This window comes from Pseudomonas brassicacearum, assembly GCF_003732225.1.
Lineage (GTDB): Bacteria > Pseudomonadota > Gammaproteobacteria > Pseudomonadales > Pseudomonadaceae > Aquipseudomonas > Aquipseudomonas brassicacearum_E.
Map to the genome: position 1 here is coordinate 233,880 of NZ_MOBJ01000006.1, position 13,422 is coordinate 247,301.

The window sequence follows — 13,422 nt, forward strand, 5'->3', positions numbered from 1 at the left end:
CACAGGAAATAACTGATGACAGACCCTGACATCGAGCTAAGGCTGCTGATCGAAGCGATCTACCTCAAATACAGCTATGACTTTCGTGACTACTCCGGCGCTTCGATCAAGCGTCGGGTCAATCACGCCTTGCATCAGTTCGAGTGCAAGACCATTTCCGCGCTACAGGAGCGGGTATTGCACAACCCGACGGCGTTCATGCAGTTGCTGCAGCTGCTGACGATTCCGGTCAGCGAGATGTTTCGCGACCCTGCACACTTCCAGGCGATCCGTCAGGAAGTGGTGCCGCTGCTCAAGACTTACCCCTCGATCAAGATCTGGATCGCCGGTTGCAGCACGGGCGAAGAGGTCTATTCGATGGCGATTCTGCTGCGCGAAGAGGGCTTGCTGGAGCGCACCATTATCTACGCCACTGATATCAACCCGCGTTCGCTGGAAAAGGCCAAACAAGGGATTTTCTCGCTGGCGAACATCCGTGCCTACACCCATAACTACCAGCAGGCCGGTGGCCAGTGCTCGTTCGCCGACTACTATACGGCAGCGTATGACCACGCGATTTTCGACAAGACCCTGCGTGAGAACGTGACCTTCGCCGATCACAGTCTGGCGACCGACAGTGTTTTTTCAGAAACTCAATTAATTTCATGTCGCAATGTATTGATCTATTTCAATAAAAAGCTGCAGGATCGCGCCTTCGGGCTGTTTCATGAGTCGCTTTGTCACCGTGGTTTCCTGGTGCTGGGAAGCAAGGAAACCCTGGAGTTCTCAACCTACGGCAAGCAATTCGAACCTTTGGTCAAACAAGAACGGATCTACCGCAAGCATGCTGAGTAATATCCAGGCCAAATTGCTGATCGTCGACGATCTGCCGGAGAACCTGCTGGCTCTCGAAGCGCTGATCAAGCGTGAAGACCGTACGGTGTACAAGGCGCTGTCGGCAGACGAAGCCTTGTCATTGCTGCTGCAGCACGAGTTCGCCATTGCCATTCTCGATGTGCAGATGCCCGGCATGAATGGCTTCGAACTGGCCGAATTGATGCGCGGTACCGAGAAAACCCGGAACATTCCGATAATCTTCGTCAGCGCTGCTGGACGAGAGCGCAATTACGCCTTCAAGGGTTACGAAAGCGGTGCCGTGGACTTTCTGCAGAAACCGCTGGATATTCACGCGGTGAAAAGCAAGGTGAATGTGTTTGTCGACCTGTACCGACAACGCAAGGCGATGAAACTGCAGGTCGAGGCCCTGGAGAAAAGCCGCCGTGAGCAGGAGGCGTTACTCAAGCAATTGCAGGCCACCCAGAACGAATTGGAGCAGGCTGTGCGCATGCGCGATGACTTCATGTCGATCGTCGCTCATGAGGTGCGTACGCCGTTGAACGGGCTGATCCTCGAAACCCAACTGCGCAAGATGCACTTGGCCCGGGACAATGCCGCGGCGTTTACCCTGGACAAGATGCACGCGATGGTCGATCGCGATGAGCGGCAGATCAAGAGCCTGATTCGTTTGATCGAGGACATGCTCGATGTGTCGCGGATTCGCACGGGCAAGTTGTCCATCCGCCCCAGCCGGTTTGACCTGGCGCAATTGGTGGGCAACCTGTTGCAGAATTTTGCGCCGCAGGTGGAATCCGCCGAATCGTCGGTGACGTTTGTCGCGCCGCAACCGGTGGAAGGCCATTGGGATGAGTTCCGCATCGAGCAGGTGGTGTGCAATTTGCTGACCAACGCCCTGCGTTATGGCGCCAGGAACCCGATTGAAGTGTACGTGTATAGCCAGGACGGCGAAGCGCGAGTGGAGGTCCGGGACCAGGGGATTGGCATCAGCGAGGAAAACCAGCAGCGAATTTTCCAGCAGTTCGAGCGTGTATCGGCGAAAACTGCGGTAGCCGGACTTGGCTTGGGGCTGTTTATTTCCGAGCAGATCGTCGCTGCCCATGGCGGATATATCACGGTTGAGAGCAAGATTAATCAAGGCTCGTTATTTCGTGTTTGCCTACCGCTGTAGGAAAACTGCCCAAGCAACGCAACCTCTGCAAGACCGCAGGGTCGTATCTGCAGCTATTGACCGAACAAAGGCTTCCCATGAGTGAAGATGCACAAGACGTCGTATTGATCGTTGAAGATGACCCCTCGATCCTGATGGTACTGGTCGCCTATCTGTCGGGTGAAGGCTATCGGGTTTTGCAGGCTGTCGATGGTGAACAGGCCTTTGAAATTCTGGCCAGCAAACCGCACCTGGACATGATGATCACCGATTACCGTCTGCCCGGCGGCATCTCCGGGGTACAGATCGCCGAACCCGCCGTGAAGTTGCGACCGGAGCTCAAGGTGATTTTCATCAGCGGTTACCCGCAGGAAATTCGTGAGTCTGGCAGCCCGATCGCGCAAAAAGCGCCGATCCTGGCCAAGCCGTTCGACCTTGATGAGTTGCAGGTACTGATGCAGGACATGCTTTCGTAAATACCCCCGTAGGAGCTGCCGAAGGCTGCGATCTTTTCAGGATCAAAAGATCGCAGCCTTCGGCAGCTCCTACGGGCCATTTTTTACAACCCTTGCTGTAACGCCGGATCATCCGGATTCATCTGCTCAAGCTGCGCCAGCAGCACCTGAACGTTCTGCAGCTGGCCGCTTTCCTTCCAGTAGTTGATCAGCAGCACCCGTGCCTTGCGATCGGCCGGGTGACGCTGAACAATCTCTTGCAGCTGCTTTTGCGCCGCATCGAGTTCTTCCTGACCGTGCAAGGTAGTCGCCAGGTCGTAGCGGTATTCCTTGTTGTCGGGTTCCAGTTCCACCGCTTTTGAAAGGCCGAGCAGGGCGAACTCGCTTTGTCCGCGATGCAGCAACCACAACCCTAAAGCATGCTGTAGATAGGCGGAATCGGGTTGAGTCCGTAATTGTTTGGCCAACATTTGTTGGGCAGCATCGACCTGGCCCTGTTTATCCAGCACCTCGATCTGCATCACCAGTGCCGGCAGGTTGCCCGGATCCAGACGTAATGTCTGATCGAGCGCTTGCTGTGCTTCTTTCAGTTCGGCGTTGTGCAGGTACAGGCGAGCCAGTTGATAGTGGGTCCCGGCGCTTTCGGGCTGACCTTTGAGCGAGTGCTCATACTCATCGATGACCTGCTGCAAGGGGCCGAAGTACAACCCCAGATCATCCGGTGAAAGCCCCAATAATGCATTCGCTGTGGCAAAACGCACGGCTTGCTCGCTGTCATCGAGCAAGGGCCCGAGCAACAGGCTGCGCTGGCCATTGGGCACCAGCCCGACGATGCTTTTGATTGCGGCCAGGCGAACCTCTATCACCGGGTTTTGCAGGTCGGCGTCTGCCAGTTTCAGCGCCTGCGGGCTCGGGTAGTTCGGCAGTTCTGCATGCAACAAGACACGACGCGTGTCTGATAAGTCCGGACGCGCCAGTTGCTGATAAAGCACTCGCGCCGCACCAGGTTGGCCATTGCGGGCTTTTTCCATGGCGTCGTGATAGCCCTGCTTGATTGCAGGCGGCACCACGGGCGTGGTGCTGCGCAACGAAAACCAGGCAATACCGACGGCAATCAGGACAAGCAGGCTGATGAACAGGTGGCGGCGAGGCTTGGGCATGCAGGAATCCGGAATCTGACAGCGTTTGCAAAGTCGTCAGCTTCGGTCAGCCGGCGCTGCGAGTCAAACCCCGAACTCGGTTCAACGCATACTCGATGGTCTCAAGCAGACCATCAGACTCTGAAACCTCTCAACGTAGCGTCGCAGTGACTACGCTTGCTGGAGATGACGGATCGAGCTAACCCATGCAGCCGCTGATTCACTATTTCAAAATGGTCATGAACCCTGGTCAGGCAACGTTGCTGTTTGCGTTGAGGACCATCGCGGCTGGCCTGTTGACCCTTTATCTGGCGTTTCTCTTCGACCTGGATCAGCCCAAATGGTCAATCATGACCGTGGTGATTGTCAGCCAGCCGTTGGGTGGCATGGCGTTGGCACGGAGTTTCGGTCAGATCATCGGCACCACTCTCGGTGCCGCTGTGGCGGTACTGATCATGGCGATTTTTCCGCAAGCGCCGCTGCCGTTCATTGTCACACTGGCGATATGGCTGGGGATTTGTACCGCCGGCGGCACATTGCTGCGTTACACCAGTTCCCAGGCGTTTGTGTTGAGCGGCTACACCGCGGTGGTCGTCGCGCTACTGGCTCAGCCCGATCAAGACAACACCTTGATGCTGGCCATCACCCGGGTGACTGAAAACCTGCTGGCGGTGGCGTGTGTCTGTGTCGTGAGTTTGCTGACAGCACGGCCGGAAGCCGTGGCGCGCGGTTACTTCGCCAAGGTCGACCAATTGATCAAACTGACGGCGACTCACGCGGCGGCGGTGATTCGTACCGAAGAAAGCGAGGCCGATTTTCACCAACGGCAAATGAAACTCCTGGGCGAGATCAGCGCGCTGGAGGGCTTGCGTCGGCATTTGTATTTCGATGCGCCACGCTTGCGCGAGGCCAATGGTCTGGTGCAGTTGCTGGGTAACCAATTGGTGTTACTGAGTTCGCGGTTGACCGTCCTGCGCCATCAGCGGCTGCTGCTCAGTGAGCGCTGGAAAGGCGAGCTTCCTGAGGATATCCAGCGTTTGCGGGCAGAAGAACTGGCATTTCTTGATGAATTGGCCGTTCACGGGCGTGCGCTTTCGACTGAGTCTCGCCAGCACTTTAGCGCACTGCAGCAACGCTTCGACCGTCAGGCGCAAAAAGCCGAACAACGGGTCGAGGCGATGCCGGCGACCTTGCGCTCACTGGCCTGGGCGCTACGGTGGGAGCAGGCCCGGATGCTGCAGCAACTGGAGCAGATTCTTGAGCTCAGCGAGGCGATACAGGAAGGGCGCATGGCCAGTTGTATTTACCGGGAGGGCCAGATCAATCCTTTGCACCTGGATTTCACCCTGGCGACGATGAACGCTATTCGAGCGTTCACGGCATTGCTGGTTGGCGGTGTGATCTGGATCGAAACCGGTTGGGATGGCGCCCGTGCCGGGATGGTCCTGATAGGCATTCTCTGCTCGCTGATGGCGACGTTGCCCCGTCCGTTGCTGGCCAGCCTGAACTACGCCAGGGGGCTAGTGCTGGGATTGGTGGTATCGGCGCTCTACCAGTTCATGCTGGTGCCGGCGATTAACAGCTTCGAGTTGCTGGCGCTGATATTTACGCCACTGCTCTATGTGGTTGCCGTGGGATTGTCGAGCCCTGCGACCGCCGGCATCGGCATGGGGCTGGGGCTTTCGGGCTTTCTGATGATTGCTCCGCAGAACATCGGTATCGGGCAGAACACGGCAAGCCAGTGGTTCGAGTTTGCCGGCGCTTATAGCAGTGCGTGTGTGCTTGCAGTAATGGTTTACGCGTTGATTTTTCCCTTCAATCCGGCACTGCGGATCCGTCGATTGTTCAAGGAAAACCGCGAGCAGGTGTATGCCTTGCAGAAAGCCTCGGCCACCGATGAACAGCAATTCGCTTTTGAAAGTCGCATGGTCGACCGCTTGACCATGATGTTGGGGGTATTGCCGGCCGCCAACAACCCGCGCTCGAACGAGCTTTTTGAAGCCAGCCTCGGGTGCATGGCATTCGGTGTGGCCTTGAAGCAATTGAAACAGCAAAGCCTGAACCTCAGCAATGTCTTGCTGAACCAGCCAATGCGAGTCCGTCTACTGACCGCTGTACGCGAGGCGGGAAGACTGGTTGCCGGCCGGCGCGGTGTCGAGCTGGCGCCGTTGCTTAATGACTTGCGGATACTCGGTGATGAGCTCGACGACCTGCATGCCGATGGATCGCCGACCGCCCACGACACCTTGTGGTCGATATTCCGGATGCGCGTTTCGTTGTTGATTGTCGCAGCGTTTCTGGAGCGTTATCGCTCACTGCTGGTGCCATCAGAAGAAGGAGTACCGGTTCTTGCCCATTGATTTCGAAATAGGCGGTGTCTACTTGCCTCCGATCGCCCAGGCCTTGTTACTGGCGCTGCCGATCTTTTTGTTACTGGACTGGGCCCTGCGCCGTGTCGGCCTGTTGCGTTTGGTCTGGCATGAGGCGCTGTTCGAGGGCGCGTTGTACGCGTGCGTCTGCGCGACCGTGATTCTGCTGATGGGAGCTTGATGACGTTGAAGAAAATCCTCGCTCAAAGCTTGACCCTGATAGTGGTAGTGCTGGCCATCGTGCTTGGCTGGTTTGCCTGGGAGCATTACACCCGCGCGCCCTGGACTCGCGATGCACGGGTTCGCGCCGACGTGGTGACACTCTCCGCTGACGTGTCCGGGCGCATCGTCGGTCTGCATGTCCAGGACAATCAGCATGTAACGAAGGGCGACCTGCTGCTGGAAATCGACCCGGCCCGCTATACGCTGGCGGTCGAACGTGCCAAGCGTTCGGTGGAGGTCGCCAAGGCCGCTTTGGGTCAGTCACACGCCGCGATTGTTGCCAGTGATGCGTTGCTTAAGCAGCGCCAGAGCGAAGAGCAGCGGCGGCGTACCCTCAAGCAGAAGTTTGCGGTTTCGGGGGAAGAGTGGGAGAAGTCCAGCACTGAAGTGGCGGTGGCACAGGCAGACCTGCTGCGCAATCAAGCCAATCTGGGGTTGGCTCAAGCCAATGTGCAGCTGGCGATTGCCGCGTTGACCCAGGCCGAACTGGATTTACAGCGCACCCGGGTCGAGGCCCCGGTCAGTGGTTACGTCACCAACCTGCTGACCCGTCAGGGGGATTATGCCGCTGCCGGCAGCGCGCTGTTGGCACTGGTCGACAGCGATTCGTTTTATGTCAGTGGCTACTTTGAAGAAACCAAGTTGCCGCGAATCGAGGAGGGTGCTCGGGTCCGGATTCAGCTGATGAGTGGTGAAACCTTTGGCGGCAGGGTCCAAAGCATCGCGTTCGCCATTGCTGACCGGGAGAACTCGCCGGGCAGCCGACTGTTGGCCAGCATCAATCCCAGCTACACCTGGGTCAAACTGGCACAACGGGTGCCGGTACGGATCGATATCGACGCCGACTATGCGGGCAAAAACCGCCTGCGCGCGGGCACCACCGCAACAGTGACGGTTCTGGAAACCACCAAACCGTAGAAGCATGGCTTGCCCGCGATGGCATAGGTATCTACACATCTCTGATGACCGCCAGATCTCTCGTAGGAGCTGCCGCAGGCTGCGATCTTTTGGCGTCTGCAAGGAGTCGAAGATCAAAAGATCGCAGCCTGCGGCAGCTCCTACAGGTGATCCGTGAAGAACCAAAAAAAAGCCCCGCGACCGAATGAGGCGCGGGGCAAAAAAATTGGTTGGTTGCGGCCAACCAAAGGAGCTCTTGAAGGGTTACTTGCTGGCGACCGTCTCGGGTTGCCAGCCACCGCCGAGCGCCTTGTAGATGGCGACGATGCCACGGTAAAGATCAACCTCGGCCTGGGCCTGGGAGTCCTCGGCCGCCAGGCGTTCACGTTGCGCGTCGAGCAGCACCAGGAAATCCGCGGTGCCTTCACGGTAGCGAATTTGTGCCAGGTCAGCCGCGGCACGGCTCGACTCACTCTGACGAATCAGCGAGATCAGGCGTTGCTGACGTTTACCGTAATCGGAGAAGGCGTTCTCCGACTCTTCCAACGCTAACAACACTTGCTGCTCATAGGTCGCCAGGGCGCCTTCGGCGTTAGCATCGGCTGCCCGCAAACGAGCGCGTACGCTGCCCAGGTCGAACGCTGCCCAGGTAATGCTTGGGCCGAGCGCCCAGGCGCTGGCTGCCGACGAGCCGATCTGCGAACCACGTCCGGCGGTGAAGCCGAGGAAACCGCTGAGGCTGACCCGTGGGAACAGATCGGCCTTGGCCACGCCGATGCGGGCGGTGGCGGCGGCCAGTTTGCGTTCGGCACTACGGATATCTGGACGGCGTTGCAGCAGCTCACCCGGATCACCAATCGGCAAGGCCTTGGCAATCGCCGGCAAGTTGGCCGGGCTGAGGTCGACGGTCAGCTTGTCCGGGCGCTCACCCAGCAGGGTGGCGATGCGGTTGCGTTGGCGTGCCTGCACCTCTTGCAGTTGCGGCACACTGGCTTCGACAGCAGCGAGGCGGGCATCAGCGCGAACCACATCGAGCTGATCACCGACGCCGGCATCACGCAGGCTTACGGTGATCTTGCTCGATTCTTGCTGGTTCTTCAGGTTGGCCAGCGCGATTTTTTCCCGCAGTTGCGCACCGCGCAGTTGACCGTAAGCGTCCACCAGTTCGGCAATCATGCTGACTTGCAGTTGGTACAGATCGGCTTCGGCCACTTGCTGATCGGCATCGGCCGCTTCCAGATTGCGCTGGATACGGCCGAACAGATCCACTTCCCAGGCCATGTCCAGGCCCAGGTCATAACGCTCGCTGTTGACGCGGTCGGTGGTCTGGCCGGGAATCTGGCCCTTGGCCAAATCGCTGCTGGCGCGGGCGGTCACGTTGGGTGTGGTCTGGGTGGCCGCGTCATCACGAAACGCACGAGACGCCTTCAAGCGGGCATACGCCACTCGCAGATCACGGTTGCCCTGCAACGACTGGGTCACCAACTGATTGAGGACCGGGTCGTCGAACTGCTTCCACCAGATACCTTCGAAGCGTGCGCGGTCGAAGTTCTTCTGACCGTTTGCGCCGTCGGTGGCGGCCGTGATGTTGGCCGCCGCAGTAAGCGGCGTCTTGTAGTCCGGGCCTACGGCACAGGCACTCAGGGCCAGTACCAGCAAGCTCGGCAGGAAGACTTTCAGACTCATTGTTGCGCCTCCAGTTTCAGGGCCTTGGCCGCTTTGCGTGCTTCGCCGCGCTCCACAAAACGACGGATCAATATGTAGAACACTGGCGTCAGCAACAGACCGAAGAAGGTCACCCCGAGCATCCCGGAGAACACCGCCACACCCATGGCATGACGCATTTCTGCACCGGCACCGCTGGAGAACACCAGAGGCACCACACCCATGATGAAGGCGAAGGAGGTCATCAGGATCGGCCGCAGACGCAGACGGCAGGCTTCCAGTACCGCGCTGAGCGAGTCCATACCTTCCTCTTGCTTGTCCTTGGCGAACTCGACGATCAGGATCGCGTTCTTACAGGCCAGCCCCACCAGTACGATCAAACCGATCTGGGTGAAGATGTTGTTGTCGCTACCGGACAGAATCACCCCGGTAATCGCTGACAGCAGCGTCATCGGTACGATCAGGATCACCGCCAGTGGCAGGCTCCAGCTCTCGTATTGCGCGGCCAGTACCAGGAACGCCAGCAGTACGCAGAGCGGGAACACGAACAACGCAGTGTTGCCGGACAGAATCTGCTGGTAGGTCAGGTCGGTCCACTCGTAGGTCATGCCGTTAGGCAGTTCGTCCTTGAGCAGTTTCTCGATGGCCTGTTGCGCTTGGCCGGAACTGTAGCCGGGGGCGGCAGCACCGTTGATTTCAGCGGTGATAAAGCCGTTGTAGTGCATCACGCGGTCCGGCCCCGAGGTGTCGCTGACCTTGATGAAGGTCGCCAGCGGGATCATCTCGCCTTTGTTGTTGCGCACTTTCAGCTGACCGATCTGATCCGGTTCGAGGCGGAACTGCTGCTCGGCCTGAACGTTGACCTGATAGGTGCGACCGAAGCGGTTGAAGTCGTTGGCATACAACGAACCCAGATAGATCTGCAGGGTGTCGAAGATGTCGCTGACGGCCACGCCGTGGGTCTTGGCTTTTTCACGGTCGATGGCGGCATCGACCTGTGGCACGTTCACGGTATAGCTGGTGAACAGCCCGGCCAGTTCCGGCACGCTGCGGCTCTTGGTAATGATGTTCATGGTTTCTTTATACAGCTCGTCATAGCCCAGGTTGCCCCGGTCTTCGATCTGCAGGCGGAAACCACCGATGGTGCCCAGGCCTTGTACTGGCGGCGGCGGGAAGATCGCCATGTAGGCTTCCTGAATCCCGGCGTATTGGCCATTCAAGGCACCGGCAATCGCACCGGCCGACTGGCTTGGGTCCTTGCGTTGGTCGAACGGTTTCAGGGTCACGAATACGATGCCGGCATTCGGGCTGTTGGTGAAGCCGTTGATCGACAGGCCCGGGAAGGCCACTGCGCTTTCCACGCCAGGCTGTTTCAGGGCCAGGTCGGACATGCGCTTGATCACATCTTCAGTACGGTCCAGGCTCGCCGCGTCCGGCAGTTGGGCGAAGGCCACCAGGTATTGCTTGTCCTGGCCCGGCACGAAACCGGTCGGTGTGCTGGAGAAACCGAGGAACGTCAACGCCATCAGGCCGGCGTACAGCAGCAGGGCGATGCCGCTGCTGCGGATCACACGACCCACGGTGCCTACGTAGCTATGGCTGGCACGATCAAAGAAGCGGTTGAACGGACGGAACAACCAGCCACCGAAGATCCCGTCGAGGACTTTCGAGAAGCGGTCCTTGGGCGCGTCATGGCTTTTGAGCAAGACAGCAGCCAAGGCTGGCGACAGGGTCAGCGAGTTGAAGGCCGAGATCACCGTGGAAATCGCGATGGTCAAGGCGAACTGCTTGTAGAACTGCCCGGTCAACCCGGAGATGAATGCCGCCGGGATAAACACCGCACACAGCACCAGCGCGGTGGCGATGATCGGGCCGGTTACTTCACGCATGGCACGCTTGGTCGCTTCGACTGGCGTGAGCCCCAGACCGATGTTTCGTTCGACGTTTTCCACCACCACGATGGCGTCGTCGACCACGATGCCGATGGCCAATACCAATCCGAACAACGACAGCGCGTTAAGCGAGAAGCCGAACAGGTGCATCACTGCGAACGTACCGATCAGCGATACCGGTACCGCCACCAACGGAATGATCGAGGCGCGCCAGGTTTGCAGGAACAGGATCACCACCAGCACCACCAGAATCAGTGCTTCGAACAGTGTGTGCACCACAGCCTCGATGGAACCACGAACGAAAATCGTCGGGTCATACACGATGCTGAAGTCCATGCCTTCGGGGAAGCTCTTCTTCAGCTCGGCCATTTTGGCCCGCACTTCGTTGGAGATCTCGATAGCGTTGGAGCCCGGACGCTGGAAGATCGGGATCGCCACGGCCGGTTGGTTGTTCAGCAGGGAGCGCAAGGCGTACTGACTGGAACCCAGTTCGACGCGAGCAATGTCTTTGAGGCGAGTGATTTCACCGTTTTCGCCGGAGCGAATAATGATGTTCTCGAACTCTTCCTCGGAGACCAGGCGACCTTGAGTGTTGACCGAGAGCTGGAACGCGGTGGCGTTCGGCGCAGGCGGAGCACCCAGGGCACCGGCAGCAACCTGACGGTTCTGCTCGCGAATCGCGTTGACCACATCGGTCGCGGTCAGGTTACGCGAAGCGGTCTTGTTCGGATCGAGCCAGACCCGCAGCGAGTAGTCGCCCATACCGAACAGTTGCACGTCACCGACACCGCCCAACCGCGCCAGCTCATCCTTGATGTTGAGCAGGGCATAGTTGGACAGGTAGAGCATGTCGTAGCGTTTGTCCGGCGAGGTCAAGTGCACAACCATGGTCAGGTCGGGCGAGGCCTTGTCCACCGTGATACCGATCCGGGTCACTTCTGCGGGCAGCTTGGGCTCGGAGCGGGTGACGCGGTTCTGCACCTGCACCTGAGCGTTGTCCAGGTCGGTGCCCAGCGCAAAGGTGATGGTCAGGGTGATCTTGCCGTCAGCGGTGGACTGCGAGGACATGTACAGCATGTTCTCGACGCCGGTGATGGCTTGCTCCAGCGGAGCGGCAACGGTTTCACCGATGACTTTGGGGTTGGCACCCGGGAAGTTGGCGCGAACCACCACGGTCGGTGGCACGACTTCCGGGTATTCGCTGATCGGTAGCTGGAACAGCGAGATGCTGCCGGCGATCAGGATCAGCAGCGAGAGCACCGCTGCGAAGATCGGCCGTGAAATGAAGAATTGGGAAAAATTCATCGGAGTTGTCGTCCCTTAACCGCGTGGAGTCGCAGCGGCGAGTTTCACAGCCGTACCCGGCGCAACCTTGGCAGGTGCGACTTGGGGCAGGTTGCTGGCTTCAAGCGCTTGACGTTGTTGAGCAAGGGCCGCGAGGGTTTCCTGGCTGGCCATCGGAATCACTTCAGGCGTCACCGGGGAACCCGGACGCACCCGTTGCAAACCCTTGACGATGATCGTGTCGTCCTTGCTCAGGCCGCTGCGCACGATGCGCAATCCTTCGATCTTCGGCCCCAGTTCGACGGCGCGATAAGCCGATTTGTTGTCGGCGTCCATCACCAGTACGAACTTTTTACCAAGATCGGTACCGACGGCTTCGTCGTTGATCAGCACGGCGGAATAGGTCCCGCTGCCCACCAGTTTCAGGCGAGCGTAGAGGCCGGGGGTGTATTCGCCCTTGCTGTTATCAAACACCGCGCGACCACGAATGGTGCCGGTTTTCGGGTTGACCTGGTTGTCGACGAAGTTCATCTGGCCCAGGTGTGGGTTGCCTTCTTCATTGGACAGGCCAAGGTAAACCGGAGTGGTTTGACCGCGTTGGCCCTGGCGGGCGAGCTGGGTGTACTTGAGGTACACACGCTCATCGGCGTCGAAGTAGGCGTAAATCTTGTCGGTGGAGACCACGCTGGTCAGCGCGGTGACATCAGCGGTGACCAGGTTGCCGGCGGTGATTTCGGCACGGCTGACGCGGCCGCTGATCGGTGCGGTGACGCGGGTGAAACTGAGGTTCAGTTTGGCCAGGTCCAGTTGCGCCTGGATGGCGCCGACTGCGGCTCGAGCTTCTTGGGCGGCGCTGCTGCGCGAGTCGGCCAGTTCTGCGGAAATCGCGTTGCTGGTGCGCAGGCGTTCACCGCGTTGGGCTTCATTTTCGCTGCGGGTAGCATTGGCGCGGCCCTGGGCAACCAGGGCTTCAAGGCGGCGGACCTCAGCCTGGAACGGTCGAGGATCGATCTGGAACAGCAGGTCGCCTTTTTTCACCAGTGCACCTTCGGTGAAAGCGACTTCATCGATCTGGCCAGACACCCGAGGACGAATCTCGACGGTTTCCGGTGCTTCGAGGCGGCCGGTGAAGTCGTCCCATTCGTTGACCGGTTGTTCCAGCACCTTGGCCACGCTGACTTTGGCCGCAGGCATGGCGGCAGCGGTGCCCGGGGTCTTGCCGCAGGCGCTCATCACCAGCAAGGCCAGAACGGCCAAGGGGAAGCGCAAATGTTTGAGTGACTGTTCCATGGATGCATCCGCCAATTGTATTGAGATGGACGGATGATGCTCGGCGGGCTTGTATCTCACGAATCGAATGAAGCAAAGGTAACTATCATTCGGAATGATATAAGTGCGAAGTGAGCCCTCTAGCATGGGGCTTTCGTTAGGTGGCTATCAATCTGCGCACTGACAATTCAGTGTTGCACGGAATGCAAAGGTCAGGCTGAAAACCGGGTCGCGACCATCGCGAGC

Annotated in this window: 10 protein-coding genes; 6 read left to right on the top strand and 4 right to left on the bottom strand. The window is 58.9% G+C overall.

What is annotated here, in order from left to right; all coding sequences use genetic code 11:
* The first annotated feature begins 15 nt into the window (after positions 1-15).
* The 3 genes from BK659_RS07910 to BK659_RS07920 all read left to right on the top strand — a co-directional run bounded on the left by BK659_RS07910 (position 16) and on the right by BK659_RS07920 (position 2,460).
* The gene (locus tag BK659_RS07910; protein ID WP_404942517.1) at positions 16-834 is read left to right on the top strand and encodes a CheR family methyltransferase; all 819 of its coding nucleotides are present in this window, start codon (positions 16-18) and stop codon (positions 832-834) included.
* Positions 824-2,005 (top strand): hybrid sensor histidine kinase/response regulator, encoded by a 1,182-nt coding sequence (locus tag BK659_RS07915; RefSeq protein WP_123424887.1) that lies wholly within the window; start codon positions 824-826, stop codon positions 2,003-2,005. Before BK659_RS07910 ends, BK659_RS07915 begins: the two co-directional genes overlap by 11 nt.
* Before the next feature lie 77 nt (positions 2,006-2,082).
* The gene (locus BK659_RS07920) at positions 2,083-2,460 is read left to right on the top strand and encodes a response regulator (RefSeq protein ID WP_123424527.1); all 378 of its coding nucleotides are present in this window, start codon (positions 2,083-2,085) and stop codon (positions 2,458-2,460) included.
* 83 nt (positions 2,461-2,543) lie between these two features.
* Here the strand turns inward: BK659_RS07920 and BK659_RS07925 are convergent, their stop codons facing one another.
* Entirely contained in the window at positions 2,544-3,599 is a 1,056-nt protein-coding gene (locus BK659_RS07925; RefSeq protein WP_123424528.1) for a tetratricopeptide repeat protein, read from the bottom strand.
* Between the two features lie 185 nt (positions 3,600-3,784).
* Between BK659_RS07925 and BK659_RS07930 the strand changes: the two genes are divergently transcribed.
* The 3 genes from BK659_RS07930 to BK659_RS07940 are packed head-to-tail and all read left to right on the top strand — an operon-like array spanning position 3,785 to position 7,087.
* The gene (locus tag BK659_RS07930; protein ID WP_123424529.1) at positions 3,785-5,938 is read left to right on the top strand and encodes an FUSC family protein; all 2,154 of its coding nucleotides are present in this window, start codon (positions 3,785-3,787) and stop codon (positions 5,936-5,938) included.
* A complete protein-coding gene (locus BK659_RS07935; RefSeq protein WP_123424530.1) occupies positions 5,928-6,128 on the top strand; it encodes a DUF1656 domain-containing protein in 201 nt (66 codons plus the stop codon). The genes BK659_RS07930 and BK659_RS07935 overlap by 11 nt, the downstream gene beginning before the upstream one ends.
* Positions 6,129-6,133: 5 nt before the next feature.
* Entirely contained in the window at positions 6,134-7,087 is a 954-nt protein-coding gene (locus BK659_RS07940; RefSeq protein WP_123424888.1) for an HlyD family secretion protein, read from the top strand.
* A 243-nt stretch (positions 7,088-7,330) separates the two neighbouring features.
* On the opposite strand, the gene BK659_RS07945 is transcribed toward BK659_RS07940, so the two are convergent.
* From BK659_RS07945 to mexE, 3 genes are read right to left on the bottom strand one after another with little or no spacing between them, the layout of a single operon-like run.
* Positions 7,331-8,752 (bottom strand): efflux transporter outer membrane subunit, encoded by a 1,422-nt coding sequence (locus BK659_RS07945; RefSeq protein ID WP_123424531.1) that lies wholly within the window; start codon positions 8,750-8,752, stop codon positions 7,331-7,333.
* Positions 8,749-11,928: an efflux RND transporter permease subunit gene (locus BK659_RS07950; RefSeq protein WP_123424532.1), complete on the bottom strand. Its 3,180-nt coding sequence runs from the start codon at positions 11,926-11,928 to the stop codon at positions 8,749-8,751. The genes BK659_RS07945 and BK659_RS07950 overlap by 4 nt, the downstream gene beginning before the upstream one ends.
* Before the next feature lie 15 nt (positions 11,929-11,943).
* On the bottom strand, positions 11,944-13,197 hold the full coding sequence (gene mexE, locus BK659_RS07955) for a multidrug efflux RND transporter periplasmic adaptor subunit MexE (protein ID WP_123424533.1): 1,254 nt from the start codon (positions 13,195-13,197) through the stop codon (positions 11,944-11,946).
* Between the last annotated feature and the right edge of the window lie 225 nt (positions 13,198-13,422).

Excerpts from the sequence above, each read along its gene's own strand:
- BK659_RS07925 (WP_123424528.1), bottom strand. The coding sequence starts at position 3,599 with ATGCCCAAGCCTCGCCGCCACCTGTTCATCAGCCTGCTTGTCCTGATT.
- BK659_RS07910 (WP_404942517.1), top strand. The coding sequence starts at position 16 with ATGACAGACCCTGACATCGAGCTAAGGCTGCTGATCGAAGCGATCTAC.
- mexE (WP_123424533.1), bottom strand. The coding sequence starts at position 13,197 with ATGGAACAGTCACTCAAACATTTGCGCTTCCCCTTGGCCGTTCTGGCC.
- BK659_RS07945 (WP_123424531.1), bottom strand. The coding sequence starts at position 8,752 with ATGAGTCTGAAAGTCTTCCTGCCGAGCTTGCTGGTACTGGCCCTGAGT.
- BK659_RS07920 (WP_123424527.1), top strand. The coding sequence starts at position 2,083 with ATGAGTGAAGATGCACAAGACGTCGTATTGATCGTTGAAGATGACCCC.
- BK659_RS07950 (WP_123424532.1), bottom strand. The coding sequence starts at position 11,928 with ATGAATTTTTCCCAATTCTTCATTTCACGGCCGATCTTCGCAGCGGTG.
- BK659_RS07915 (WP_123424887.1), top strand. The coding sequence starts at position 824 with ATGCTGAGTAATATCCAGGCCAAATTGCTGATCGTCGACGATCTGCCG.
- BK659_RS07930 (WP_123424529.1), top strand. The coding sequence starts at position 3,785 with ATGCAGCCGCTGATTCACTATTTCAAAATGGTCATGAACCCTGGTCAG.